Annotated in this window: 26 protein-coding genes and 1 tRNA gene; 2 read left to right on the forward strand and 25 right to left on the reverse strand. The window is 42.9% G+C overall.

All coding sequences use genetic code 11. The features are described from left to right. Positions 1-523: 523 nt before the first annotated feature. From DXC04_RS05900 to DXC04_RS05940, 9 genes are all read right to left on the reverse strand, one after another. Positions 524-2,512, reverse strand: a complete 1,989-nt coding sequence (locus DXC04_RS05900) for a 2-isopropylmalate synthase (protein WP_021861151.1) — start codon at positions 2,510-2,512, stop codon at positions 524-526. Between the two features lie 163 nt (positions 2,513-2,675). Beyond that, the gene (locus DXC04_RS05905) at positions 2,676-4,205 is read right to left on the reverse strand and encodes a sodium:solute symporter family protein (RefSeq protein ID WP_118660400.1); all 1,530 of its coding nucleotides are present in this window, start codon (positions 4,203-4,205) and stop codon (positions 2,676-2,678) included. Between the two features lie 451 nt (positions 4,206-4,656). After that, positions 4,657-5,130: a methylglyoxal synthase gene (locus tag DXC04_RS05910; protein ID WP_021861153.1), complete on the reverse strand. Its 474-nt coding sequence runs from the start codon at positions 5,128-5,130 to the stop codon at positions 4,657-4,659. Positions 5,131-5,148: 18 nt separating this feature from the next. Next, a complete protein-coding gene (locus DXC04_RS05915; RefSeq protein ID WP_021861154.1) occupies positions 5,149-5,820 on the reverse strand; it encodes a hypothetical protein in 672 nt (223 codons plus the stop codon). A 70-nt stretch (positions 5,821-5,890) separates the two neighbouring features. Continuing rightward, positions 5,891-7,927: a DNA topoisomerase gene (locus DXC04_RS05920; RefSeq protein ID WP_118660402.1), complete on the reverse strand. Its 2,037-nt coding sequence runs from the start codon at positions 7,925-7,927 to the stop codon at positions 5,891-5,893. A 16-nt stretch (positions 7,928-7,943) separates the two neighbouring features. Beyond that, positions 7,944-10,061 carry a polyphosphate kinase 1 gene (ppk1, locus tag DXC04_RS05925; protein WP_118660404.1) on the reverse strand — a complete coding sequence of 706 codons (2,118 nt, stop codon included), beginning with the start codon at positions 10,059-10,061 and terminating at the stop codon, positions 7,944-7,946. 225 nt (positions 10,062-10,286) lie between these two features. Next, positions 10,287-11,372 (reverse strand): aspartate-semialdehyde dehydrogenase, encoded by a 1,086-nt coding sequence (asd, locus tag DXC04_RS05930; protein WP_021861157.1) that lies wholly within the window; start codon positions 11,370-11,372, stop codon positions 10,287-10,289. A 25-nt stretch (positions 11,373-11,397) separates the two neighbouring features. Next, positions 11,398-12,795 carry an argininosuccinate lyase gene (gene argH / locus DXC04_RS05935; protein WP_021861158.1) on the reverse strand — a complete coding sequence of 466 codons (1,398 nt, stop codon included), beginning with the start codon at positions 12,793-12,795 and terminating at the stop codon, positions 11,398-11,400. A 41-nt stretch (positions 12,796-12,836) separates the two neighbouring features. Further along, positions 12,837-13,451 (reverse strand): epoxyqueuosine reductase QueH, encoded by a 615-nt coding sequence (locus DXC04_RS05940; RefSeq protein ID WP_117537256.1) that lies wholly within the window; start codon positions 13,449-13,451, stop codon positions 12,837-12,839. 136 nt (positions 13,452-13,587) lie between these two features. Between DXC04_RS05940 and DXC04_RS05945 the strand changes: the two genes are divergently transcribed. Together DXC04_RS05945 and DXC04_RS05950 are read left to right on the forward strand one after the other, a co-directional pair. After that, positions 13,588-14,355 carry an ABC transporter ATP-binding protein gene (locus DXC04_RS05945; protein ID WP_021861160.1) on the forward strand — a complete coding sequence of 256 codons (768 nt, stop codon included), beginning with the start codon at positions 13,588-13,590 and terminating at the stop codon, positions 14,353-14,355. Then, positions 14,348-15,145 (forward strand): ABC transporter permease, encoded by a 798-nt coding sequence (locus DXC04_RS05950; RefSeq protein ID WP_408640166.1) that lies wholly within the window; start codon positions 14,348-14,350, stop codon positions 15,143-15,145. The genes DXC04_RS05945 and DXC04_RS05950 overlap by 8 nt, the downstream gene beginning before the upstream one ends. 144 nt (positions 15,146-15,289) lie before the next feature. Here DXC04_RS05950 and DXC04_RS05955 read toward each other — a convergent pair. The 16 genes from DXC04_RS05955 to ylxM all read right to left on the reverse strand — a co-directional run bounded on the left by DXC04_RS05955 (position 15,290) and on the right by ylxM (position 25,252). Continuing rightward, a tRNA-Thr gene (locus tag DXC04_RS05955) sits at positions 15,290-15,362 on the reverse strand. A 155-nt stretch (positions 15,363-15,517) separates the two neighbouring features. Beyond that, complete coding sequence (locus DXC04_RS05960; RefSeq protein ID WP_021861162.1) at positions 15,518-16,405, reverse strand: mechanosensitive ion channel family protein; 888 nt, start codon at positions 16,403-16,405, stop codon at positions 15,518-15,520. 58 nt (positions 16,406-16,463) lie between these two features. After that, positions 16,464-17,300: a peptidoglycan editing factor PgeF gene (gene pgeF, locus DXC04_RS05965; protein ID WP_118660406.1), complete on the reverse strand. Its 837-nt coding sequence runs from the start codon at positions 17,298-17,300 to the stop codon at positions 16,464-16,466. 10 nt (positions 17,301-17,310) lie between these two features. Continuing rightward, positions 17,311-17,664 carry a YraN family protein gene (locus DXC04_RS05970; protein WP_021861164.1) on the reverse strand — a complete coding sequence of 118 codons (354 nt, stop codon included), beginning with the start codon at positions 17,662-17,664 and terminating at the stop codon, positions 17,311-17,313. A 26-nt stretch (positions 17,665-17,690) separates the two neighbouring features. Further along, positions 17,691-18,362 carry a ribonuclease HII gene (locus DXC04_RS05975; RefSeq protein ID WP_118288513.1) on the reverse strand — a complete coding sequence of 224 codons (672 nt, stop codon included), beginning with the start codon at positions 18,360-18,362 and terminating at the stop codon, positions 17,691-17,693. Further along, complete coding sequence (gene lepB, locus DXC04_RS05980) at positions 18,355-18,921, reverse strand: signal peptidase I (RefSeq protein ID WP_118660408.1); 567 nt, start codon at positions 18,919-18,921, stop codon at positions 18,355-18,357. Before lepB (DXC04_RS05980) ends, DXC04_RS05975 begins: the two co-directional genes overlap by 8 nt. Before the next feature lie 93 nt (positions 18,922-19,014). Then, positions 19,015-19,575 (reverse strand): signal peptidase I, encoded by a 561-nt coding sequence (gene lepB / locus DXC04_RS05985; RefSeq protein ID WP_118660410.1) that lies wholly within the window; start codon positions 19,573-19,575, stop codon positions 19,015-19,017. Then, positions 19,569-20,420 (reverse strand): ribosome biogenesis GTPase YlqF, encoded by an 852-nt coding sequence (gene ylqF, locus DXC04_RS05990; protein WP_021859799.1) that lies wholly within the window; start codon positions 20,418-20,420, stop codon positions 19,569-19,571. The genes lepB (DXC04_RS05985) and ylqF overlap by 7 nt, the downstream gene beginning before the upstream one ends. Positions 20,421-20,426: 6 nt before the next feature. Next, on the reverse strand, positions 20,427-21,089 hold the full coding sequence (gene lepB / locus DXC04_RS05995; protein ID WP_118288515.1) for a signal peptidase I: 663 nt from the start codon (positions 21,087-21,089) through the stop codon (positions 20,427-20,429). Positions 21,090-21,153: 64 nt separating this feature from the next. Further along, positions 21,154-21,501, reverse strand: coding sequence for a 50S ribosomal protein L19 (gene rplS / locus DXC04_RS06000; protein ID WP_021859801.1), 348 nt, complete (start codon positions 21,499-21,501; stop codon positions 21,154-21,156). 114 nt (positions 21,502-21,615) lie between these two features. Further along, positions 21,616-22,362: a tRNA (guanosine(37)-N1)-methyltransferase TrmD gene (trmD, locus tag DXC04_RS06005; protein WP_118660412.1), complete on the reverse strand. Its 747-nt coding sequence runs from the start codon at positions 22,360-22,362 to the stop codon at positions 21,616-21,618. Positions 22,363-22,388: 26 nt separating this feature from the next. Continuing rightward, positions 22,389-22,895, reverse strand: a complete 507-nt coding sequence (gene rimM / locus DXC04_RS06010) for a ribosome maturation factor RimM (protein WP_118519298.1) — start codon at positions 22,893-22,895, stop codon at positions 22,389-22,391. 76 nt (positions 22,896-22,971) lie between these two features. After that, on the reverse strand, positions 22,972-23,202 hold the full coding sequence (locus DXC04_RS06015) for a KH domain-containing protein (RefSeq protein WP_021859804.1): 231 nt from the start codon (positions 23,200-23,202) through the stop codon (positions 22,972-22,974). 24 nt (positions 23,203-23,226) lie between these two features. Next, positions 23,227-23,472, reverse strand: coding sequence for a 30S ribosomal protein S16 (gene rpsP / locus DXC04_RS06020; protein ID WP_021859805.1), 246 nt, complete (start codon positions 23,470-23,472; stop codon positions 23,227-23,229). Positions 23,473-23,550: 78 nt separating this feature from the next. Next, positions 23,551-24,903, reverse strand: coding sequence for a signal recognition particle protein (gene ffh, locus DXC04_RS06025; RefSeq protein WP_021859806.1), 1,353 nt, complete (start codon positions 24,901-24,903; stop codon positions 23,551-23,553). 4 nt (positions 24,904-24,907) lie between these two features. Beyond that, on the reverse strand, positions 24,908-25,252 hold the full coding sequence (ylxM, locus tag DXC04_RS06030) for a YlxM family DNA-binding protein (RefSeq protein WP_021859807.1): 345 nt from the start codon (positions 25,250-25,252) through the stop codon (positions 24,908-24,910). Between the last annotated feature and the right edge of the window lie 97 nt (positions 25,253-25,349).

Below are 25,349 nucleotides of genomic sequence, written 5' to 3' on the forward strand. Positions count from 1 at the left end.
GTTATTCTACGCAAAATATCCTCAACACTATCGAAATCATCATTTTGGGTATATGAAAGTGAATATCCCGTCAAATTATACTGCTGTAATTTTTTGTTTCACTTTTACCTGATTTTGTAGAGATCCCTTTTATAAACTAGCTTCAGTTCCGAACATTACCACCCCTTTTCTTTCATTCAACCACGTCTGGATAATTTATCTTACATATATAGTAACAATCCACAACTCCATTTCGTGACATATAATATTAAATTTTTTAGAAACAGCAGGGAAATTCTGTTTCATGCATTCAGAAATCGCCCTGCTGTCGTGCTGCTTATATTATTATCTTTCTTTGATTAAAGCTTATCATTACTATAAGTATAGCAAAGTTTTGTTGCATTTGGAAGTTTTACTTACGGAATCTGCCACTGGAAGCTTCCTCCGGATACTATAACAATTAAAAAGCACCTCTCCCATGTCCTTTTACGGAACAACTGAAAGCGGTGCTTCATCTTATTTTCTCATTTTATTCTCTTCTTAATTATTTCTGATTGCGGAACTGAATCGGTGTCATGTTGTAAGCTTTCTTGAACATACGATTGAAATGTTCCACATTCTGATAGCCGACTGTGAGTGCAATATTTTCAACGGTCATATTGCTGCTCTTGAGTAATGCTTTTGCTTTTTTCATGCGGATTTTCTTTACCAGTTCGCCAAATGTCATGCCGGATTTTTCCTTAATATATTTGGAAATATATGGCTTGGACAGGTAGAATTTCTCTGCCAGATCATCCAGTGTCACATCAATATAATTTGCCTGAATATAATTCATAATCTCGATCATTCTTGCATCTTTGCATGTATCGGCGCTCCCAATATCTTCCAGCTTGTTGACTGCAACTGTCAGCGCTTCGATAGATGCTTTGATGATATCTGCATCGATACCAACGCCCCAGAATGGCTTGCCGTTGCAGAGGATTCCGACATAAGCAACAGCTTTGGAAGAAGATCCCTTTGTCAGAGAATGTTCTTCATAGAAGCTCAGTTCATAGCTAACGTTGAAATACTGTTTCAGTGCGTTGCTGACAGCGTCCAAACGTCCGTTACCCATTGCTGTGATCGTGCGGTTCTCATTCTGGTGATTGATCGTTACTTCTGCAGTAATTCCATCCGTCTGTTTGAAATGGCACTCGTCTACATGGAATACTGGTTTTGTATTAATGTAGTTATCAGAGAAGATCTGATATACCCATTCCGGACTCAACTCTTTGTGCGCCTTGTCGGATACGTCTTTTACAAGGTATCCGACCTCTGCACGCATCTGCTGTGGCAGGTTGATGCCGTGGCTCTGTTTCAGGATGTAGTTGACTCCACCCTTACCGGACTGGCTGTTGATACGGATAACATCGGAATCGTACTCTCTTCCGACATCCCTCGGATCGATCGGCAGATACGGAACTGTCCACAGATTGCTCTTGCTCTCTTCTCTGCACTGCATTCCTTTGGCGATCGCATCCTGGTGAGATCCTGAAAATGCTGTAAATACAAGATCTCCGGCATATGGCTGACGCTCGTAAACGTGCATTCTTGTCAGTCTCTCGTATGTCTCGCGGATCTCTTTCATATTAGAGAAATCCAGTCCCGGATCCACACCCTGTGAGTACATGTTCATACCCATAGTTACAATATCTACGTTACCGGTACGCTCTCCATTTCCAAATAAAGTTCCTTCGATTCTGTCTGCTCCTGCCAACATTCCAAGCTCTGCTGTTGCAACACCGCATCCACGGTCGTTATGTGGATGTAAGCAAAGAATAACATCATCTCTGTATTTCAAATGTTTATTTACATACTCTAACTGACATGCAAATGTATGTGGCATCGCATTCTCTACGGTTGTCGGAATATTGATGATCGCTTTGTTGTCAGCTGTAGGTTTCCATACATCCAATACTGCATTACAAACTTCTACTGCATAATCTACTTCTGTTCCATGGAAACTCTCCGGGCTATACTGGAATGTAAAGTTACCATCTGTCTCGTTTGCCAGTTTTAACAATAACTCTGCACCATCTACTGCAATCTTCTTAATTTCTTCTTTGCTTTTCTTAAATACCTGTTCTCTCTGTGCAACAGATGTAGAATTATAAAGATGTACAACTGCATGTGGAGCACCTTTAACTGCTTCAAATGTTCTCTTGATAATATGTTCTCTTGCCTGTGTCAGTACCTGTACGGTAACATCATCCGGAATCATATTTCTCTCGATCAATGTGCGCATGAACTGGTACTCTGTCTCAGATGCTGCCGGGAATCCGACCTCAATCTCTTTGAATCCGATATCTACAAGCATCTGGAAGAACTCTAACTTCTCTTCCAGACTCATTGGCTCGATCAGCGCCTGGTTACCGTCACGTAAGTCAACGCTGCACCAGATCGGTGGTTTTTCAATGTGATCTTTCTTTGCCCAATCGTATGTGACCTCCGGCGGCATAAAATAAGACCGCTGATATTTTTCATAATTTTTCATGTGTATTACCTCTCCTTCTATACAAAACTCATTGAATAATAATCATCAATTTAGTTGTTTATTTTTAACACTCACTTATACTAACACAGCTACATTAAAAAGGGAAGTGGTAAATTTAATCACTTCCCTTGATGTTTTTTAATTTGTTGTATTAGATTGTGTCTTATTTTGCCTCCAAAGAGCGTTTTTTCGTTATCACGACTTTTTCATCGTAACATTCAAAAATCTGATCCACCTTTCCGGTATCCGGTTTCGGTGATAATGCGCTCACTATCGGCACAATGATAAGTCCTGCGATCATCGCGATAGCTCCTGCATTGATTGGTGAAGCAATGTAGCCGATAAACATGTTCGATACGGTAATACCGACACCTGCTGCGAAGCTTGCCCATACAGCCGCTTTGGAAACTCGTTTCCAATACAATCCATACAAGAACGGTGCCAGAAATGCTCCGGCTAGTGCGCCCCAGGAAATTCCCATAAGCTGTGCGATAAAGGTCGGTGGATCTAATGCGATCGCTACGGAAAGCACGATGAAGAATACGATCAGTACCTGCATCGTCCGCACCTGCTTCTTCTCGCTCATATTTTTCATAACATTGTCTTTTAAGAAATCCAGTGTCAGTGTAGAACTGGATGTCAGTACGAGTGATGCCAGCGTGGACATGGATGCGGATAAGACAAGTACGATCACAATTCCGATCAGGATGTCCGGTAACGTAGACAGCATATACGGAACGATACTGTCAAAGACGACATTTCCTGTCTCATCGTAAATAGATGCATTGTCAAATAATCGTCCGAATCCTCCGAGAAAATAACATCCTCCGGAGATCACAACTGCAAATAATGTGGATATCACAGTTCCTGTATTGATTGCTTTCTCGTCTTTGATCGCGTAGAATTTACCGATCATCTGCGGCAGTCCCCATGTTCCGAGGGATGTCAGGATTACAACGCCTAACAGGTTCAGCGGATCCGGTCCGAAAAAGGATGTAAATGCGCCCGGCTGTCCCATCGTCACAGGTACATCACTTGGAATCTCTGCCATCTTGCGAATGGCCTGGATAAACCCTCCCTGTCCGCTAAGAACCGCTCCGATAACTCCGATAATTCCGCCTAACATGACGATTCCCTGGATGAAATCGTTAATCGCTGTCGCCATATAGCCTCCGAGGATAACATACACTGCTGTAAATGCTGCCATTCCGAGAACGCAGTATGTATATGGAATGTTAAATGCCATTCCGAACAGTCTGGATAATCCGTTGTATACGGACGCTGTATACGGTACAAGGAAAATAAATACGATTGCTGATGCAGTAATTTTCAGTGCCTTACTTCCGTATCTTTCTCCGAAGAAATCCGGCATTGTCTTGACATTCAGATGCTGCGTCATAACTTTGGTTCGTCTTCCCAATACAACCCATGCCAGCAAACTTCCGATAATCGCATTGCCAAGTCCGATCCATGTACTTGCAAGTCCGTATTTCCATCCGAACTGTCCTGCATAGCCGACAAATACAACTGCCGAGAAGTAGGATGTTCCATATGCGAAAGCAGTCAGCCACGGTCCTACTGACCTTCCTCCAAGAACAAATCCGTCAACACTGGTTGCATGCTTTCTTGAGTATACACCTACCGCCACCATCACAGCGAAGAATAATACAAGAAGTACAATCTTGATTCCCATAATAAACCCTCATCTTTCTTTTTACTTTTGTTTCTCTCGTTCCTTTTTAAGCAGAGGTTAGCTTCTCAATTCCTATCTTTCACCTGTTTTTTACTAACTCCGTTTCGCTCGTCGCTTTAAAGCGTAACGCTTTAAAGCATTAAAGTTTTAATTTCTTTTCATAGGATATCACAGCAACTGTGTACTTGTCAATAAATTTTCTCTCTTTCACCTTATCAATATTTGTAAAACCTGACACTGGCAGATTTCTCAGATACTATGGCAGTAAAAAACAACCACCTTGCATGTAATATTGTATTTATAACAATGTGTTCCTGCATGATGGCTGTTTTTTATTCTATATAATCTTTACGCTATAATACCTGTAGATTGTTCCATGCTTCGCACTCTCACAATCCCTCTCTCTATTCGCATATCGTGGTCTTAAAATCCCACTTTCATGCTCATATCATTACTTCATCTGATTCACACGGTCCTGGATCGTCTTGTTGAAGTTCTCAACCGTACGGTTGTAGCTTTCAGACATATATTTGGACTGCAGCATGAAATCTGCTGTTGCAAGGTTATTTGCAACCGGGATGTCATAAACAACGGCAATTCTAAGCAATGCCTTTACATCCGGATCGTGCGGCTGTGCCTCTAACGGATCCCAGAGGAATACCATGAAGTCAATCTGTCCTTCTACGATCTTGGCACCGATCTGCTGGTCTCCGCCTAACGGACCACTGTTGTAAGCTTTCACCGGAAGCCCGGTCTTCTCTGCGATCAGTCTGGCTGTTGTTCCTGTTCCGCATAAGAAATGATTTTTCAGAATGTCTTTATTTCTGTCACACCAATCTACAATTTCTTTTTTCTTTCCGTCGTGTGCTACCAGTGCAATGTGTTTTGTTTTCGCAATTTCAAATGATACATATCTGTCGTCCATATCTGGTCCTCCCTATCATTAATCTTCGTATTTCTCAACCACTTCACCCTGCTTTTTGTAAATGCTGTTTGCCGGCACATAACCGCGCACGCTGGAAAGCGGGTAAATATTGGTGTGGCTTCCGATCACACTTCCCGGATTCAGGATGGATCCACATCCGACTTCTACTTCGTCTCCGACCATAGCGCCGAATTTCTTGATTCCGGTCTCGATATTTTCTTTCGGTGTCTTCACAACAACCAGTTTCTTGTCTGATTTTACATTGGATGTAATAGAACCGGCTCCCATGTGGGACTTGTAGCCAAGAATCGAATCACCGACATAATTGTAATGCGGTACCTGTACTTTATTGAACAGGATAACGTTTTTAAGCTCTGTAGAGTTTCCGACAACCGCGCCTTCACCTACAATCGCATTTCCACGAATAAATGCACAGTGTCTGACTTCTGCGTTCTTTCCGATGATCGCAGGTCCGTGTACATAAGCAGATGGAAATACATTCGCTGATTTGGCGATCCATACATCCTCTCCTACTTTGTCATATTCCTCTTCCGGTAATGTTTTTCCCAGTTCCAGAATGAAAGCACTGATCTTCGGCAGCACTTCCCATGGATATGTCACACCTTCAAAAAGATTTTTTGCGATTGTCTCATCCAGTGTGTATAACTCCTTCACTGTTATTTCTTTCATTTGTTTCTTTTCTCCTTTACAGTAATCTCTCTTTTGTATCAGCATACCACGTTCTTAAGTAGCTGGCAAATCATTTACCTTTATTCGTCTTCTTATAAAACTGCGCGATCTTATCATAGCAGTTTCTGAGCTGGCTCTGATTTCTGAGTCCGCGCACACCCTCGGTGCGACTGACGATAAAATGATCCAGCTTCTGCATATATTCTTCGGAAGTGATGTCACCTTCCGCAACATAGTTGAGTCCTTTTTCCCAGCTTGCGGTCAGTTCCGGGTTAAGGAGTGAACGGATGGAATTCTGCACAACGTCATATACCATCTCTCCGAGCATGGACGGAGTTACGATCTGCGTCTTTTTATTAAGAGATAAATATTTGATGTTAAATAATTTTTTTAAAATCTCTCCCCTTGTTGCACTTGTTCCGATTCCGCTTCCTTTAATCTGTGCACGCAGTTCCTCATCTTCGATCAACTGCCCCGCATTTTCCATTGCAAGAATCAGTGAACCGGAATTGTAACGCTTCGGCGGTGATGTCTTTCCCTCTTTGATGTCTAACGCCTGTACCGGGAGAGACATACCCTTTTTTAACGTCTTGATCTTCTCAAAAAAGTTTACATCCGCCTCCATCTGTCCATCGTTTTGTCCGTCATCCGGACTGTCAGCGTTATTTGTCTTTGCTTTTTTCTTCGCCGGATTGCCTGCGACTTTCAGATATCCTTCTTCTGCCAGTACTTTGAAACTGGAGAAAAAGGACTCTTCCTTGATTTTCGTCACAATCGCAACTTTCTGGTATACAGCCGGTGGATAGAAAATACTCAAGAAACGTCGCACGATCACTTCATACACCTGTTTGGACAGATGGGATAAACCATTCAACGCCCCCATACCCTGTCCGGTCGGAATAATTGCATAGTGATCTGTGATCTGTTTGTCATTTACATACCTTGTCTTCTCCAGTCCTTTATGGGAACCGAAGGATACGATTTCTTTCAGATATGGAACGGCAACGTCATATTTCATCAGCCCGTTTAAGTTCTTGTGGATCTCTTTTGCCACTGCTGTTGAGAGGACACGGGCATCCGTTCTCGGATATGTAACCAACTTCTTCTCGTATAATTCCTGCACGATTCTGAGTGTCTCATCCGGGCTGATCTTGAATCTTTTGGAACATTCATTCTGGAGCTCCGCCAGGTTATAGAGAAGCGGCGGATTCTTCTTTTCCTTTTTCTTCTCAATGGAAGTGATCTGACAGGTCAGTGGTTCATTATTTTCTTTTAAATACTGAATGAGCGCCTCTGCTTTGTCTTTTTCTTTGAAACCATTTTCCTTATAAAGATCAAAGGATTCAAAATAGCGGGAGCCCTTCACGGCGCGCCATTCTCCCTCGAATGTCTGTCCGCTCTCCCCGATCGCACTGAGCACACGGTAAAATGGCGTCTCCACAAACTCACGGATCTCCCGCTCTCTGCGCACGACCATTCCGAGGACGCACGTCATGACACGCCCTACCGATATCACGGAATATTTTGTATTCAGGTAACTGGAAATACTGTTCCCGTATTTCAGTGTCAGCAGTCTGGAAAAATTAATTCCCATCAGATAGTCTTCCTTCGCGCGAAGATAAGCGGACGCCGACAGATTATCATACTCGGAGAGGTCTTTTGCTTCTCTGATCCCTCTTAATATCTCTTCCTCTGTCTGCGAATCAATCCACACCCGAAGCCTTTTCTTGCCGGTCACCTGTGCCTGCTGCTCCACCAGGCGGTAAATATATTCTCCTTCTCGTCCGGAGTCGGTACAGACATAGATTGTATCCACATCCGCTCTGTTTAATAACCCTGCCACGATCCGGTACTGTTTTGCAACACCCGGGATTACTTCGTATTTGAATTCCTGCGGAATAAAAGGCAGAGTCGCAAGGCTCCACCTTTTCAGTGACGGATCATACTCTTCGGGATAACTCATTGTAACGAGATGCCCAACACACCACGTTACAACGGCTTCTTCCGATTCCAGATATCCGTCTTTTCTCTTTGCAAAAATATTCAGTGCTTTGGCAAATTCCTGCGCCACACTTGGTTTCTCCGCGATATATAATGATTTCCCCATATATCTTATCTAACTCCTAGTGAAATATATTTTTTATCTTTGATAAAAGACCTTTTTTCTTCTTCGGTCGTTCTTTTGTTTTCTCTGCCGCCCGAATCATCTCGTCCATGAAAACTACCTGTGAATCAATATATGGTTCTGTCAGTTCTCTCTTTCTGTAAGTGCCATCTTTCTGCAAAATACGCGCTTTGATATTATCACTTAACATCACTTTCAAATCATGATTAATAATTTTCTTAATCTCTTCATCCAGCACCGGACACGCAACTTCCACACGTTTTTCTGTGTTTCTCGTCATCATATCTGCCGAACCGATATAGATCTTCTGTTCTTTTCCGGTTCCAAAGCTGAAAATACGCGGATGTTCCAGAAAGCGTCCGACAACGCTCATCACGCGCACATTTTCTGTATATCCCGGTACACCCGGAAGAATACAGCAGATACCGCGCACGAGGAGATCTACTTTTACACCGGCACAGGAAGCCTTAGATACTTTCTTAATAAAATCAACATCTGTGACGGAATTCATCTTCATCACGATGCGTCCTTTTATGCCTTTTTTAATCTCCTCATCCATCATTACAAGAATTTTCTGCTTCAGGCTGGTCGGTGAGACGATCAGATACGTATAATGACCATCCAGATTGCCCGTCGCCATATTATTGAAAAATGCAGACGCATCTTTTCCAATAGCCGGATCTGCTGTTATCAGAGACAGATCGGTGTACATTGTTGCTGTCTTCTCGTTATAATTACCGGTTCCTACCTGGGTAATATACTGGATATCTCCACGGTTCCGGTAAGTGATCAGGCAGATTTTGGAATGGACTTTGTAATTTTCAAATCCATAGATTACACGGCATCCGGCTTCTTCGAGACGCTCAGACCAGTCAATATTATTCTGCTCGTCAAATCTTGCCCTCAGCTCAATGAGAACGGTAACTTCTTTGCCATTCTCTGCTGCAGCACACAAATATTCTACCAGTCTCGCCTTACTTGCCAGACGGTAGATCGTAATCTTGATCGTCAGCACATTCGGATCTGTCGATGCTTCTTTGATGAGATTCAGGAACGGTTGCATACTTTCATATGGATAGAATAATAACAGGTCTTTCTTCCGGATCTGACGCATGATACTGCCATCTTCTACTGCCGCAGACGGCTGTGGTGAAAACGGCGGATAGATCAACGCTTTCTTCAATGGCTCCGGCAATTTTCCGCTAATTGCAAAAATATATGACAGCTTCATCGGCATCTTTGTCCGGAAAATCTGATCCGGAGTGATCTGGAATTTCTCGCAGAAAAATGCCTGCATATCTTCGCTTAATTTCTCAGCTACTTCCAGGCGTACCACTGCCATTTTTCTTCTCTTATGCAGGGTGCTCTTCATAAGTTTGCGGAAATCGTCCGTTACTTCCAGTGCCTCATCATCCGGCGCAACGTCTGCATTTCTTGTCACGCAAATGTAGTTTGCATCGGAAATGTCATACCGGGTAAAGACAAGATCCAGATATTCCATGATCACTTTTTCCATGCGGATATAACGGATATCCTTGCCTGGTAAATATAAAATATCGGAAATAAACTGCGGAATCGGAACGATACCCATATGCACTTTATTCTTTTTATCTTTCTGTGTAAGACTTGCCGTTACATAGATTTCTTTATTCAGAAGATGTGGGAACGGATGATTCGCATCCACAATCTGCGGAGACAATACCGGAAGAACCTGTTCTTTGAAATATTTCTTCACATATTTTCTTTCCTGCTGGTCTAACTCTTTAAAATCCAGCCCGCACACACCGTAAGGACTCAACTGACTCTTGATGTCAGCATAGGTCTTATCACGCTCTTTGTAAAGCGGTGCCACCGCAGCGTAAATCTTCTCAAGCTGTTCCATCGGTGTCATGCCGGACCGGCTGTCCGTTGCCTGCGCATCTGTATGTGCCATGTCAAACAGACTTCCGACTCGGATCATGAAAAATTCATCCAGATTGCTTGTGAAAATCGCTACGAATTTCATTCGCTCCAGAAGAGGAACGGTAATATCTCTTGCTTCTTCCAGTACCCGTTTATTAAATTCCAGCCAGGAAAGCTCCCGGTTCTGTGTATAATTCAAAATTTCTTTTTTCATGTCCTCTCATCCCTTCCTGTCTGTGCGTGATTATTTCTGTATTCTGCATGCTCCCACAAGATTACATCCTACTTTCGTATGTTTTCTATCATACCACATTCTGCCCGGACGGACAAGAAAGGAAGGCGTAAGCCCGATTGTGTCCCGGCTCGCCTTCCTTTTATGCATCTCTGGTATATCTTATGATACCAACGGATTACTACGTGCTAACGCACTCTGGTATCATTATTTCGCCTGAATGTATCCCTTGGCTGTAAGTGCTTCTGCGCAGAGCACAGCTCCACCTGCTGCTCCTCTGACTGTGTTGTGAGACAGACCAACAAACTTATAATCAAACATGCTGTCTTCTCTGAGACGCCCGATGGATACGCCCATTCCATTCTCGTAATCTACGTCCATTTTTACCTGCGGACGGTTGTCCTCTTCCAGATACTGGATGAACTGCTTCGGAGCACTCGGAAGTTCTGCTTCCTGTGGGAATCCTTTGAAGTTTACAAGCTTCTCGATAAGCTGTTCCTTTGTAGGCTTCTTCTCAAAATTGATAAACACTGCTGCTGTATGTCCGTTAAGAACCGGTACACGTAAGCACTGGCATGTAATCTTCGGTGACTCGGCAAGTGTGATCTGTCCATTCTCATATGTTCCGAGAACACGAAGTGGCTCCTGCTCACTCTTCTCTTCTTCTCCGCCGATATAAGGGATAATGTTCTCCACCATCTCCGGCCAGTCTTTGAATGTCTTACCTGCTCCGGAAATTGCCTGGTATGTTGTTGCAACAACTTCCTTTGGTCCGAATTCTTTCCATGCTGCAAGGCAAGGTGTATAACTCTGGATAGAGCAGTTTGGTTTTACTGCGATGAATCCTCTTGTTGTCCCAAGACGTTTCTTCTGGTCGTTGATCAGTTCAAAATGAGCCGCATTGATCTCCGGTACTACCATCGGTACGTCCTTTGTCCAGCGATGTGCACTGTTGTTGGAAACAACCGGTGTCTCTGTCTTCGCATATGCTTCCTCGATCGCACGTATCTCGTCTTTTGTCATATCTACAGCGCTAAATACAAAATCTACATCAGCAGCTACTTTCTCCACTTCATTAACATTGGCAACAACCAGTTTCTTCACTGCTTCCGGCATCGGTGTGTCCATCTTCCAGCGTCCGCCAACTGCCTCTTCGTATGTCTTTCCTGCAGATCTCGGGCTTGCTGCCACTTTTACTACTTCAAACCAAGGGTGATTTTCCAGCAGAGAAATAAAGCGCTGTCCTACCATACCTGTTGCTCCTAAGATTCCTACTTTTAACTTCTGTTCCATCTTTTCTCTCCTTCTTTAATTCTCTCTATTCACTTACACCATCTTCATATGCTGACAGATAATCCTGACAGATCTTTATTACCTGTGCCATCGCATCGTGTCCCGGCGCACCGATCGTCAGACGCTTATTTACACAAGTCTTTAAGCTGATAGCTTCATAAATATCTTCTTCAAATACCGGGCAGATCTCCTTGTACTCATCTAACGGAAGATCATCCAGTGCGATCTTCTTCTCGATACACAGAAGTACCAGTCTTCCGACAATACCGTGTGCATCTCTGAACGGAACTCCGTGATTTACCAGATAATCTGCCGCATCCGTCGCATTGGTAAACCCATGTCTTGCACTCTCTGCCATGCGCTCTTTATTGAACTGCATGGTCTTTAACATTCCTGTAAATAAAGCAAGACAGCCCTTTGTTGTATCGATTGCATCAAATACCCATTCCTTGTCTTCCTGCATGTCCTTATTATATGCAAGCGGGATTCCCTTCATCGTTGTAAGGAACGAATTAAGTGCTCCATACACTCTTCCGGTCTTACCTCTTACAAGTTCTGCAATATCCGGATTCTTTTTCTGTGGCATAATACTGCTTCCGGTGCTGTATGCATCATCAATCTCCACAAACTTATATTCATTGGTATTCCAGATGATCACTTCCTCTGAAAATCTGGATAAATGCATCATGATCGTAGACAATGCAGATAACAGTTCGATCAGATAATCTCTGTCGGAAACACCGTCCATACTATTAAGTGTCGGTCCGTCAAAGCCAAGCAGTTCTGCTGTATACTCACGATCCAGCGGGTATGTAGTACCTGCAAGTGCTCCTGAACCAAGCGGGCAGGTATTCATTCTCTTTGCAATATCGATAAGTCGCTCATGATCTCTCTTAAACATCTCAAAATATGCGCCCATATGATGTGCCAGTGTGATCGGCTGTGCTTTCTGTAAATGCGTAAAGCCCGGCATATAAGTGTCAAGGTGTGCTTCCATGATCTCAAGAAGTACTTCCATCATCTCTTTCACCAGATGATTAAGCTCTTTGATCTCATCTCTCGTGTAAAGTTTCATATCTAATGCGACCTGATCATTACGGCTGCGTCCGGTATGCATCTTCTTTCCTGCATCACCGATCCGGTCGATCAGTACCGCCTCTACGAAGCTGTGAATATCTTCATACTCAGAGGTGATCTCAAGCCTTCCTTCTTCTACATCTTTTAAAATTCCATTCAGTCCATCAAGGATCTGGTCTCTCTCTTCTTCGGTCAGGATTCCCTGTTTTGCCAGCATTCTGACATGTGCCATGCTGCCCTTCATATCCTGCGCATAGAATCTCTTATCAAAAGAAATCGATGCGTTAAAGTTATATACAAGCTGGTCTGTTTCTTTGGTGAAACGCCCGCCCCATAATTGTGCCATCAGCTCTACTTCCTTTCACAAAAATATTGTAAATAATTTTATCACATTTTGTCACGGTTTTCCATGGAAAATTCACATCCACAATAATCTTGTCGATATAGTCCATATATTTTCGATAATTCGATGGAACGTTTGTATCCATTTTTCTTCTTAAAATCAGATAACAGATATTCCACCTCGTATTCTTCACCCAACCGCTGTCCAATCTCATTTAAACGCTCTGCTTTCTTAAGCGGGCTGATACTGAGTGTCGTTGTAAAATAATCAAACCCGGCATTTTTAGCGATCTTTGCCGCTTCCCTTAAGCGCAGCTCATAGCACTTCATGCAACGTGCGCCTCCTTCTTTTACATGCTCCAGACCACTTGCCATCTCATAAAAGCGTTCCTTATCATACGGACCTGCCATAAAGGATATCGGATGCTTCGCAGGCAGCTCATCAATAAGCTTCTGCTGCTCCCAGATTCTTTTTGTATATTCGCTCTCCGGATAAATATTCGGATTATAATAAAAAACCGTGATCTCAAAATACTGGCTCAGATATTCCAACACATAGCTGCTGCATGGTGCACAACAGCTGTGCAGAAGAAGTTTTGGAACTCTCTCCTCCTTCGTCAGTTTTTCAAGTGTCTTGTCCAGTTCTTTCTGATAATTCATAAGTTACCTTCTCTCTGTTGTTTTAACATACTACAAAATTATAGCTTTTCTGAAATCCTATGACAAGTAAATACTTGCACTTATTTCTTATATTTACATAAACTAATATTAAATTCCTGTGCGGAGTCTGTAAAATATGGAACAAGTGCTTGAACTTCGACACATTTATTATTCCTATCACACGCCGGAAGGAGAGACACCGGCGCTTGCCGATATTTCTTTTTCTCTTTCCAAAGGAGAATTTATCGCCATCGTCGGACCGTCTGGCTGCGGCAAATCTACCCTGTTATCCGTGATCTGCGGTCTTCTGTCTCCGGAAAAGGGGCTGATCCGTATCAATGGCAAATACATGCGGGAAAGTACGACAAATATCGGATATATGTTACAGCATGATGAGCTGTTCGAGTGGCGGACAATTTTCAATAATGTCATCCTCGGACTGGAAGTACAGCATATGCTGACTGCAAAGACAAAAGAGAAAGCCGGAGAACTTCTGGATCTTTACGGTCTTGGAAATTTCAAAAATTCCCGACCTTCTGAGCTGTCCGGCGGCATGCGGCAACGTGCCGCTCTTATCCGCACACTCGTACTGGATCCGGATCTTCTGCTTCTGGATGAACCATTCTCCGCGCTGGATTACCAGACCAGACTCCAGGTCGGGGATGATATCGGACAGATCATACGGAAAGAAGGCAATTCTGCCATTCTGGTCACCCATGATCTCTCAGAAGCAATTTCCCTTGCTGACCGGGTGATTGTCTTATCCGGAAGACCGGCAACGATACAGCAGACGATTCCACTTATCTTTGACCTAGATCGGGATACACCGCTTGCAAGACGCAATGCTCCCGAATTTAAAACATATTTTAATCTGATCTGGGAGGAGCTGAATGCAAATGTATGAAATATCCAGAACACACGCGGACTATCTTAGGACAATACGAAGGCATAAACACATTGTACACATTTCCCGGATACTGATTCTTCTAAGTTTCCTCTTTATCTGGGAATTTACTGCAAATGTCGGTATCATCGATTCTTTTATTTTCAGCAGTCCGTCAAAGATTGTACAGTGCTTTGCAGGCATGGCTGCTGACTGGAGCATTTTCCTGCACATCGGTGTCACGATTTACGAAACACTCTTAAGCTTCCTGCTCGTCATTGCCATCAGTATCCTGATGGCAGTTCTTCTCTGGTTCAGCCCGAAGCTTTCAGAAATTGCAGATCCTTATTTGGTCGTGCTGAACAGCCTTCCAAAATCTGCTCTTGCACCGCTTCTGATTGTCTGGCTCGGTGCAAATAAAACGACGATCATTGTTGCAGGAATGTCTGTTGCCATCTTCGGGAGTATTTTAAACCTTTATACAAGTTTCCACACCGTAGATGCCGGGAAACTGATGCTGATCTACACACTTGGCGGCAGCCGTTTTCATGCGCTGTATAAAGTCGTTCTCCCCTGCTCACTGCCTGCCATCATCAGTAATATGAAAGTCAACATCGGGCTCTGTCTGGTCGGCGTTATCATCGGCGAATTTCTTGCCGCCAAAGAAGGGCTTGGTTACCTGATTATCTACGCAAGTCAGGTATTTAAAATGGATTGGCTTCTAATGTCTATTCTTTTGCTCTGCATCCTTGCCACTATCCTCTATTCGCTCATCAATCTTCTGGAGAGGCGGTGCAGGCGCCGTTATTAGAACAACCAAAAAGGACCATTCACTGCTACGTGACGGTCCTGTCTACATATCTTATTCTACAAACACGCAAATTCATCCTGAATCGCATATTCTGGTTTTTGAAATATATTCTCTGTAAGTCTTCTGAAAATAAATAATAAAAAAAGCTGGAAATCGGACTTGAACCGACGACCCCTTCATTACGAGTGAAGTGCTCTACCGACTGAGCTATTCCAGCATGGACTGCATCAACTCGCAGTCACAAATTATATTATACCTGATTTTTTTACTTTTGCAAGAACTTTTTTACGAAACCGATTTCAAACTGATTTTCAAATCGGCTTTTCCATTTTCAAACCAGTCTAATTTTTAAATCTGTTCCAGACTTCGTCCTTATGCGTTTTTGTTCATATGAACGGTCAGCTGGCGATACGGAATCTCAATCTGGTTCTCATCCATCTTCTCTTTAATGTTCTCCAGTATACGCCATTTTGCCTGCCAGAAGTCCGCACTCTTCGTCCAGGCACGGGCACCCAGAACAACAGAACTTTCACCCAGTTCATCTACAAATACGACAATCTCATCTTCTCGGAGCACTGCCGGATCATCATTTAACACATCCATGATCATTGCTTTCGCCTTTTTAAGATCCGCATCATAGGAAATATCTACCTTGAGATCCAGACGTCTCTCGTCCTTCGCTGTCGCATTGGTCAGACTGTTATTCGTCAGTATCCCGTTCGGTATGACAATTGTCTTGTTATCAATCGTTGTCAGTTTCGTGTAAAAGATCTGTATCTCTTTTACAGTTCCTTCATTTTTGTTCGTATCTTCAATAATGTAATCCCCGACTTCAAATGGCTTCAGGAGAAGGATCAATACACCACCCGCAAAGTTGGAAAGACTTCCTTGCATGGCAAGGCCGATTGCCACACCACCGGATGCGATCAATGCCGCTACAGAAGAAGCATCGATTCCAAATTTCGTTCCGATCATAAATAACAGAAGAAAATATAACGAAAACTTTAAAAGTGAATCAACGAATTGTTCTACACCTTTGTCAGCACCTGAGCGCTGCATGGATTTGCGTACGAGTTTGCGAATCCAGCGGATTACAATTCTTCCAATAAAGAAAAACACAAGTGCAAATACTACTTTTATTCCAAAAGAGATCAAATCGGGAATATGATTTTGCAGATATGTCGTAAACTGACTGACTTCTTTAACCGTATCCTGTGTCGTCTTTGTTGCGGCTTCTACCGTTTTTGTTGTGTCATCCATAGATTTTGTTATCCTCCTGCATATTTTTATATATGCTTTTTCTTACATATGCTTTCTCTTACACTTCTTGTAATGCCAGGAACGCACTTAAATTGCCTCTCGCATTGCCTGTTGTTCTATGTGAAAACAGCAGATCCGGGTTACAGTGTGTGCAGAGATTTGTCACCGCTATATGTTCTTTTAAAATACCGGCTTCTTCAAAGACTGCCTCATTGGCACGCCACAGATTTAACTGGTATTTTCCATTTTCTTTTTTATAAAATAATTCTTCCCAGAGTGACGCATCAAAAGCTTCTTTAAATTTTTCAATTACATCTTCGCTCACTTCATAGCAGTCCTGACAGATCGAAGGTCCGATCGCAGCGAGAATATCTTTCGGGTCACTGCCGAATTCTTTCACAAGCTTCTCTACTGTTACTTTTCCCATCTTGCCGACTGTACCACGCCATCCGGAATGGCTGAGTCCAATCGCTTTCTTCACCGGATCTACAAAGAAAAGCGGTACACAGTCTGCGTAAAATGTTACAAGGCAGATCCCCGGCACATTTGTAACCAGTCCGTCTGTCTCCATAAAATGTCTGCCTTTATCCTCCGGCATGACACGTGCAACATTCGTCGTATGTGTCTGGTGTGTGTAGGTAAAGTCTTCCTTATGTACACCGATTGCACCTGCGATACGTTCCTTGTTGATTTCCACATCCTTCGGATCATCGCCTCTTGTGATACTGATATTCATAGATGTCCAGCATCCTTTGCTGACACCACCCAGTCTTGTAGAAAATCCATGATTTACAATCCCAGTATTTTCGAACAACGGGTACGAAAGAAACGGCACATTATTTACTATCTTTTCATTAAAAATATGTTCGTCATTTTTATATTTGAATCCCAGCATATCGCTCCTCCTAATACGCCTCAAATGCATTTTTTACAAGACAGATCTCGTCATTCATAATTCCGATCACATCAAACCGACATGGTACTTCAGATAATCCGTGGTTTATAAGATAAATTCCTGCACATCGTGCGATCGTCCTCTGCTTCTTCACATCAACAGCCTCCAGCGGATGTCCGCCGGACGAACCATTCCGATACTTTACTTCACAGAAGACAAGATATTCACCGTCTCTTGCGATAATATCAATCTCGCCTGCACGGCATCTGTAATTGTATTCCAGTATCTCATATCCGTGCTTCTTAAGATATGCACCGGCTTCTTTCTCAAATTTGCTTCCGATTGCTCTGTTATTCTCTCTCATAAACAGATCTTGTCCTCATCTTTGTCCTATACAAAATGTGTAATAAATGTTTTCCTGTGTATCGGTGTCGCTCCAAGTTCTTTTAAGCCTGCAATATGCGCTTTTGTTCCATAGCCTTTATTTTTTGCAAAATCATACCCCGGCAGAACCTGGTCGTACTCGATCATCAGATGATCCCTTGTGACTTTCGCTACGATACTTGCCGCTGCAATGGAAATACTCTTCGCATCTCCCTTGATGATCGGCACCTGTGGAATATCCACTTCCGGAATCGTCACCGCATCATTGAGCAACAGATCCGGCTTTTTTCCGAGTTTTCCTGTCAGATCCTCAATTGCCATCCGCATTGCTTCATAAGTTGCCTGCAAAATATTGATCTCATCGATCCTTGCCGGACCAACCGCGCCGATCCCGACCGCAACAGCTTTTTCCATAATTTCATCATAGAGTAATTCTCTTTTTTTCTCAGATAATTTCTTAGAATCATTGAGATATAATATCGTAACGTCTTTTGGCAGCACAACTGCACACGCCACTACCGGACCCGCAAGCGGTCCGCGTCCGACTTCATCAATCCCGCAGATATGCGTATACTGCGCATATTCTTTCTCGTACGCGGACATGACTTCCAGTCTCTCCAGCTCTTTTCTAAGCTTCTCTTCTTTCTTGCGCAGTCTCTCTTCTTCTCTTTTATTCATGTTTGATCACTCCGAACTTATTCAGCGGATAAATTCTGATAAATGCTCTTCCAAGCAGATCACTCCGCTTCAATACTCCAACATACGGATCACGGCTGTCCTGGCTGTGATTACGGTTATCTCCCAGCACAAAATACTCATCGGAGCCAAGCTTAATTGGTTCTTCGGCAATTCCCGGTTCATCCATCACTTCTCTTCCGTAAATGTCACTGGTTAATTTCTTTCCATTAATATAAGTATAGCCATCCTTTACCTGGACAATCTCACCCGGCAGTCCGATAATTCGTTTAATATAGAATGTATTTTCTTCATATTTGTATGGAAATACGATAATATCATAGCGCGACGGGTCATGGAAACGATAAGATATCTTATCTACGATCAAATTGTCTCTATCCTGCAGTGTCGTCTCCATTGACTGTCCGCTGACTCTTGTTCTCTGTCCTACAAATGTTACGATCATCCAAGTCAGTCCGATGATCACTAATATGTATAAAATATATCCAAGAATCGTTCTTAACATGCTCTTTGAACGCTCCTTTTCTTTTCCTTTTGCCATTCTTAAAACCCCTTTCCGGATGCTCTCTTTCTAAAAAACTTTCATCCGTTATCTATCCGCGAAACCTTCTGTCGGCAGTTTTCAGCAGATATGCTACTTGTGCCGGAGCAGTCCGAATTTGTTAAACGGATAGATCCGAAGCCACGCTCTTCCCATCAGATCATTTTTCTTCAGTACGCCGACATCCGGATCACGGCTGTCCGTACTGTCATTGCGGTTATCTCCCAGCACGAAATACTCGTCTTTTCCAAGTTTTACCGGTTCTTCGGCAATTCCCGGTTCATCCATCACTTCTTTGCCGTATATATCACTGGTCAGTTTCTTTCCATTAATATATGTGTAACCATCCTTTACCTGCACTGTCTCGCCCGGCAGTCCGATGATACGTTTGATATAAAATGTATTTTCTTCAAACTTGATCGGAAATACAATAATATCATACCTCTCCGGATCATGGAAACGGTACGATAACTTATCTACGATCAGGTTATCTCCATTATGAAGTGTATTCTGCATGGAAGGTCCGCTGACTTTTGTACGCTGTCCTATAAATGTTACGATAAGATATGCAAGCCCGATGATCACTAACAGATATAAAAGCCATCCAATTAATGAACGCCCTGTGCTTTTCTTCTCTTCTTTATTATCTAACATACGCCCTCCGGATATTCCAGTGTCAGTCTGCCAAGACGTCCGTTACGGAAATCATCTAACAACAGCATGGCTGCCTTCTCTGTATTTAATTCATTTCCTCTGACAACACAGTTACGGTTCTTCGCAATCTGATGCAGTACTACATAAGGATCTTCATCCGGTTCTACGGCATATTTTTCCGGTAAAACATCCGGATAATATGTTCCGAGGAATTTAATAAGCTCTGCCGCCAGTTCTTCTGTATTTAAGATTTCATCCTTCATAGAACCGATAAATGCAAGCCGGAGTCCGACTGCCTGGTCTTCGAATTTTGGCCAGAGGATTCCCGGAGTATCCAGAAGCTCCACCTGCTTGTTCAGGCGGATCCACTGCTTGCCTTTTGTGACACCCGGTTTATTTCCTGTCTTTGCACAGGCTTTTCCTGCCAGTGCATTGATAAATGTAGATTTACCGACATTCGGGATGCCGACAACCATCGCACGTACCGGACGGTTTAAGATTCCTCGCTTTCTGTCGCGTTCGATCTTTTCTTTGCAGGCTTCACGGATCACACCCTGGATGGACTTGATCCCGCCGCCTTTTTTGGAATTGACCTTCACAACAGAGTATCCTTTGGCTTTAAAATATTCTGCCCACGCATCATTCCATTTATCTTCTGCAAGATCAGCTTTATTCAGTAAAACCAGTCTTGCTTTGTTTTTTCCTAGTTCATCGATATCCGGATTCCGGCTGGAAATCGGGATTCTGGCATCTACCAGCTCAATCACAAGGTCAATTAATTTAATATTTTCCTGCATCATACGCTTTGCTTTCGTCATATGACCAGGGTACCACTGAAAATGCATATATCTTTACCTCACAAATCCAAAATGTTTTCTCGGTAACGCAACAAACCACGCTTTTCCGTAAATATAACTGCGCTTCACATTACCGATATCTGCATCACGGCTGTCATCGCTGTTCTCTCTGTCATCTCCGAGGACAAAATATTCATCGGAAGCAAGTTTCATCTGCTCACCTACGATACCGACATCACTGATCTTCGATGTCTTGTAATCTTCTTCCAGTTTCTTTCCATCTATATAAACATTATTCTCGATAATCTGGATCGTCTCACCCGGCAATCCGACAATACGCTTCGTATAATAATGATCGTTCTCATTTCCTTTTGGTTTAAAGACAATAATATCTCCCCGCTTCGGTGTCGTAGCATTATACACAATCCGATTTACCAGTACAACATCTCCGTTCTTCAGAACCGGATTCATGGAATCGCCAACTACACTGACACGCTGTCCAAAATACCATACCGATACAAATGCCAGCAAGCAGACTACTGCAATCTGAAAGATCCATTTGAAAACGCCTGCAACGATGTAACGGTCCGGTTTGAAAGAAAACTTCTTCTGTCCGAATTGTTTTCTCCTGTACCTTCTGCTCCGATATTTTTTGCTTTTAAAATCTTTTCTCCGCAAATGTCTTCCTTTAAAAAGCGCCCTTCTCTTTCTTTTCATAAGATCCCCTTATATCAGAAAAGGACAACTACAAATATGTACTTGTCCTCTTTAAACCTGTTTCTTATTTTACTAATTCTTTAACTTTCGCTCTCTTACCAACGCGGTCTCTTAAGTAGTTCAGTTTAGCTCTTCTTACTTTACCTCTTCTTACTACTTCAACCTTCTCTACGTTTGGAGAATGAAGCGGCCAAGTCTTCTCAACACCTACTCCATTAGAAGTCTTTCTAACTGTGAATGTTGCTCTTGTACTTCCGCCCTGTTTCTTAAGAACTGTACCTTCGAAAACCTGAATTCTTTCACGGTTTCCCTCTTTGATCTTACCGTAAACTTTTACAGTATCACCAACGTGGAACTCCGGTGCATTCTCTTTTAACTGCTCAGCTTCAATATTCTTAATAATATCGTTCATTGTGTGACCTCCTTGTTTACTTGGATGTTCTTAATACGCTTCGTACCAGAGGACCATCTATTTTCTTCACAACATATGATATGTTATCATAATCCTAACCAAAAAGCAAGAACTTTATTCGCTTTTTGTCATTTCTTTCTGTATCTGCGCTGCAAGGATTCTCTCCTTGTCTGTAAGTTCTGCTTTTTTCAGCAGATCCGGACGGTTCTTCGCTGTACGGATGACAGACTGCTCTCTGCGCCATTTTTCAATATTGGCATGGTGACCGGACATCAGAACTTCCGGAACTTTCTTATCATGCCATGTCTCCGGTCTTGAATACTGCGGATATTCCAGAAGATTATCCTGAAAACTTTCAAACTCTGCGGAAACATCATTGTGGAGCACTCCCGGAACAAGTCTGGAAATCGCATCTACCATGATCATTGCCGGAAGTTCTCCTCCGGTCAGCACATAATCTCCAATCGATACATAATCCGTAACAATCTCTTCCAGCACGCGCTCGTCAATGCCTTCATAATGACCGCACAAGAATACGAGTTCTTCTTCTTCCGCAAATTCTTCTGCCATCTTCTGATTAAATGTCTGTCCCTGCGGCGACAGATAGACTACACGCGGACGTTTTCCGATCCTGTCTTCCAGTGCTTTGTAACACTGGTATACCGGCTCTGCCTGCATGAGCATTCCTGCGCCGCCGCCATATGGATAATCATCCACGCTGTTATGCTTGTTAAATGCATAATCCCGGATATTAATTGCTTCGATGGAAAGCAGTTCATTCTTTATCGCACGTCCGATAATACTTGTCTTAAGACCGCCCATCACCATCTCCGGAAATAATGTCATAATATAAAACTGCATTTGTTATGATTCCTTCCTGTAAGCAATCAGATCAGTCCATCCATCAGATGGATCATCATCTGCCCTTTTTCTATATCTACACTGCGGATACATTCTTTGATCGCAGGAACAAGCACTTCGCCGTGCTCCGCATTTTCAATCACATAAACATCGTTGGCGCCTGTCTCGATCACATCTTTTAATGTACCGAATATATTGCCATCTTCTGTGCATACTTCCATGCCGATCATATCCGCAATGAAATATTCGTCTTCTTCCAGCGCTACTGCATGTTCTCTTGTTACATAAAGCGAACATCTTTTATACTTTTCAATATCATTTATATTATCAATGCCTTTAAATTTTAAGATTACAAACTGTTTAAAAAATTTTACACTCTGAATTTCTAACGGCATTGTCTCTTTTCCTGTATCAAGAATGACCTGTTTTAACTTTTTGAAGCGGTTCACATCATCCGTAGTCGGAAAAACTTTGACTTCTCCCCGCACGCCGTGTGTCTGTGTGATCACGCCTACCTGAAGCATATCTTCCATTTACAAATCTCCTTCTGACTGCTTTAAAAAAGGACAGGTACTACTACAGACCTGTCCTGTAAGCATCCGTTGGTAATTAATCTAAAATATCAACGATTACTTTCTTATCTTCCTTTGCAGCTGCTGCTTTTACCACAGAACGAATTGCTTTTGCAATACGTCCCTGTTTTCCGATTACTTTTCCCATGTCGGAATCTGCAACCTTCACTTCCAGAACGGTAGCTTTCTTATCTTCACGTTCTGTTACAACAACACTGTCAGGATCATCTACTAAAGCTTTTGCGATAACTTCTACCAGCTCTTTCATAGCTGTGCACCTCCAGGGTATTAATTATTTCTCGATGCCTGCTGCTTTGAAAATCTTGCTTACTGTTTCTGTCGGCTGTGCACCTGTTCCTAACCATTTCTTAGCTGCTTCTTCGTCAACTGAGATTGCGCTTGGCTCACAGTTCGGATCATATGTTCCGATCTCGTCGATGAATTTACCATCTCTTGGTGATCTAGAATCTGCTACTACGATTCTATAAAAAGGAGCTTTCTTCTGTCCCATTCTTCTTAATCTGATTTTTACTGCCATTTTGTTTACCTCCAAATAAAATTTTATAAATATTTTTTAATTTCTATATATAATGCGTAATCACGCCTTATATCAATGTTAGAACGGCATGCGGAACTTGCCGCGTTTTCCGCCTTTTCCCATCATCTTCATCATCTTCTTCATCTCACCGAACTGCTTGACCATACGGTTCACTTCACTGATGTCCACACCTGCGCCTCTTGCGATACGATGCTTTCTTGAAGGATTCAGAACATCCGGATTTCTTCTCTCTTCCACAGTCATGGAATAAATGATTGCTTCCATGCGCGCCATGTTCTTCTCAGCCTGCGCTGTCTGCTCATCATCAAGACCTTTCATCTTGCCCATTCCCATACCGCCAAGTCCCGGCAGCATGCTCATGATGCTGGAAAGTCCACCCATATTTTTCATCTGCTTCATGCTTTCCAGATAATCCTCGAAGTCAAACTGTGCCTTCTTAAGCTTCTTGGACATCTCTTTGGCTTTCTCTTCATCAATCTGTGACTCTGCCTTTTCGATCAGTGTCAGCACATCACCCATACCAAGGATTCTGGATGCCATACGTTCCGGGTAAAACTGCTCCAAATCTGAAAGTTTCTCTCCCATACCTGCGTACAAAATCGGCTTTCCGGTAACTGCCTTAACAGAAAGTGCAGCACCACCTCTTGTGTCACCATCTAATTTGGTAACGATCACACCGTCAATGCCGATCTTATCATTGAAATCCTTCGCCACATTCACGGCGTCCTGACCGGTCATCGCATCAATTACAAGAATCGTCTGATGTACTTCTACGGTTTCTTTGATCTCCTGAAGTTCTGCCATCATATCTTCATCAATATGAAGACGTCCTGCAGTATCGAGGATCACCGGCGTGTTGCCATTCTTCTTCGCATGCTCGATCGCAGCTTTTGCGATATCTGCCGGCTTGTGGTTTTCTCCCATTGCGAAGACTTCCACTCCCTGTTTCTCACCGTTGACCTGTAACTGCTTGATTGCAGCAGGACGGTACACATCACACGCTACCAGTAATGGCTTCTTGCCTTTTAATTTATATTTGCCCGCCAGTTTCGCGGTCGTTGTTGTCTTACCTGCTCCCTGAAGTCCTGCCATCATAATGACAGTGATTGCACTTCCCGGCTGTAACTTGATCTCCGTTGTCTCAGAGCCCATCAGCTTAACCAGCTCTTCATTAACGATCTTGATCACCATCTGTCCCGGATTCAATCCATTCATGACATCCTGCCCAATGGCTCTCTCCTGGACATTCTTGATAAACTCCTTTACAACCTTGAAGTTTACATCCGCAGCTAACAATGCACGTTTAATCTCTTTTAATGCTTCTTTTACATCTGCCTCTGTAAGTCTACCCTTGCTCCGCAGATTCTTAAACACATTCTGAAGTTTTTCTGTCAGACTGTCAAATGCCATATATCTATAACTCCTCTATAATCTCATCCGATATCTTACGGATCTCTTTCACGATCTCTTCTGCACGCTCTTTCTCATAGCCATCCAGCAATTCCTTGATCGTTCCTGTCTTCTCTTTTATTGCCATGAACTTCTCTACCAGATGAAGTTTCTCTTCATATCCGCTCAATGTCTGATTACACCGTCGGATCAGATCGTGTACTCCCTGCCGGCTGATGCCTGCCTCTCTTGCAATCTCACCGAGAGACAGATCCTCCTGAATGAACTGTCCGTAAATCTCTTTCTGATGATCTGTCAGCAATTCTCCATAGAAGTCAAACAATAAAGCCTGTTCAAGAATTTCATTCATGTTTATCACCTGTGTTATCATACACGATAGCTGCGCAGGTGTCAAGTATTTTTTCTTGACACCCTGATTTTCTTCCTTTTTTCTTATTTTTCCTACT

The organism is Dorea sp. OM07-5 (genome assembly GCF_003481355.1).
GTDB lineage: Bacteria > Bacillota > Clostridia > Lachnospirales > Lachnospiraceae > Dorea_D > Dorea_D hominis.

Bases quoted from the DNA above. Each gene is read 5' to 3' on its own strand.
- DXC04_RS05900 (WP_021861151.1), bottom strand. From the start codon at position 2,512: ATGAAAAATTATGAAAAATATCAGCGGTCTTATTTTATGCCGCCGGAG.
- DXC04_RS05905 (WP_118660400.1), bottom strand. From the start codon at position 4,205: ATGGGAATCAAGATTGTACTTCTTGTATTATTCTTCGCTGTGATGGTG.
- DXC04_RS05910 (WP_021861153.1), bottom strand. From the start codon at position 5,130: ATGGACGACAGATATGTATCATTTGAAATTGCGAAAACAAAACACATT.
- DXC04_RS05915 (WP_021861154.1), bottom strand. From the start codon at position 5,820: ATGAAAGAAATAACAGTGAAGGAGTTATACACACTGGATGAGACAATC.
- DXC04_RS05920 (WP_118660402.1), bottom strand. From the start codon at position 7,927: ATGGGGAAATCATTATATATCGCGGAGAAACCAAGTGTGGCGCAGGAA.
- ppk1 (WP_118660404.1), bottom strand. From the start codon at position 10,061: ATGAAAAAAGAAATTTTGAATTATACACAGAACCGGGAGCTTTCCTGG.
- asd (WP_021861157.1), bottom strand. From the start codon at position 11,372: ATGGAACAGAAGTTAAAAGTAGGAATCTTAGGAGCAACAGGTATGGTA.
- argH (WP_021861158.1), bottom strand. From the start codon at position 12,795: ATGGCACAATTATGGGGCGGGCGTTTCACCAAAGAAACAGACCAGCTT.
- DXC04_RS05940 (WP_117537256.1), bottom strand. From the start codon at position 13,451: ATGAATTATCAGAAAGAACTGGACAAGACACTTGAAAAACTGACGAAG.
- DXC04_RS05945 (WP_021861160.1), top strand. From the start codon at position 13,588: ATGGAACAAGTGCTTGAACTTCGACACATTTATTATTCCTATCACACG.
- DXC04_RS05950 (WP_408640166.1), top strand. From the start codon at position 14,348: ATGTATGAAATATCCAGAACACACGCGGACTATCTTAGGACAATACGA.
- DXC04_RS05960 (WP_021861162.1), bottom strand. From the start codon at position 16,405: ATGGATGACACAACAAAAACGGTAGAAGCCGCAACAAAGACGACACAG.
- pgeF (WP_118660406.1), bottom strand. From the start codon at position 17,300: ATGCTGGGATTCAAATATAAAAATGACGAACATATTTTTAATGAAAAG.
- DXC04_RS05970 (WP_021861164.1), bottom strand. From the start codon at position 17,664: ATGAGAGAGAATAACAGAGCAATCGGAAGCAAATTTGAGAAAGAAGCC.
- DXC04_RS05975 (WP_118288513.1), bottom strand. From the start codon at position 18,362: ATGAATAAAAGAGAAGAAGAGAGACTGCGCAAGAAAGAAGAGAAGCTT.
- lepB (WP_118660408.1), bottom strand. From the start codon at position 18,921: ATGGCAAAAGGAAAAGAAAAGGAGCGTTCAAAGAGCATGTTAAGAACG.
- lepB (WP_118660410.1), bottom strand. From the start codon at position 19,575: ATGTTAGATAATAAAGAAGAGAAGAAAAGCACAGGGCGTTCATTAATT.
- ylqF (WP_021859799.1), bottom strand. From the start codon at position 20,420: ATGCATTTTCAGTGGTACCCTGGTCATATGACGAAAGCAAAGCGTATG.
- lepB (WP_118288515.1), bottom strand. From the start codon at position 21,089: ATGAAAAGAAAGAGAAGGGCGCTTTTTAAAGGAAGACATTTGCGGAGA.
- rplS (WP_021859801.1), bottom strand. From the start codon at position 21,501: ATGAACGATATTATTAAGAATATTGAAGCTGAGCAGTTAAAAGAGAAT.
- trmD (WP_118660412.1), bottom strand. From the start codon at position 22,362: ATGCAGTTTTATATTATGACATTATTTCCGGAGATGGTGATGGGCGGT.
- rimM (WP_118519298.1), bottom strand. From the start codon at position 22,895: ATGGAAGATATGCTTCAGGTAGGCGTGATCACACAGACACACGGCGTG.
- DXC04_RS06015 (WP_021859804.1), bottom strand. From the start codon at position 23,202: ATGAAAGAGCTGGTAGAAGTTATCGCAAAAGCTTTAGTAGATGATCCT.
- rpsP (WP_021859805.1), bottom strand. From the start codon at position 23,472: ATGGCAGTAAAAATCAGATTAAGAAGAATGGGACAGAAGAAAGCTCCT.
- ffh (WP_021859806.1), bottom strand. From the start codon at position 24,903: ATGGCATTTGACAGTCTGACAGAAAAACTTCAGAATGTGTTTAAGAAT.
- ylxM (WP_021859807.1), bottom strand. From the start codon at position 25,252: ATGAATGAAATTCTTGAACAGGCTTTATTGTTTGACTTCTATGGAGAA.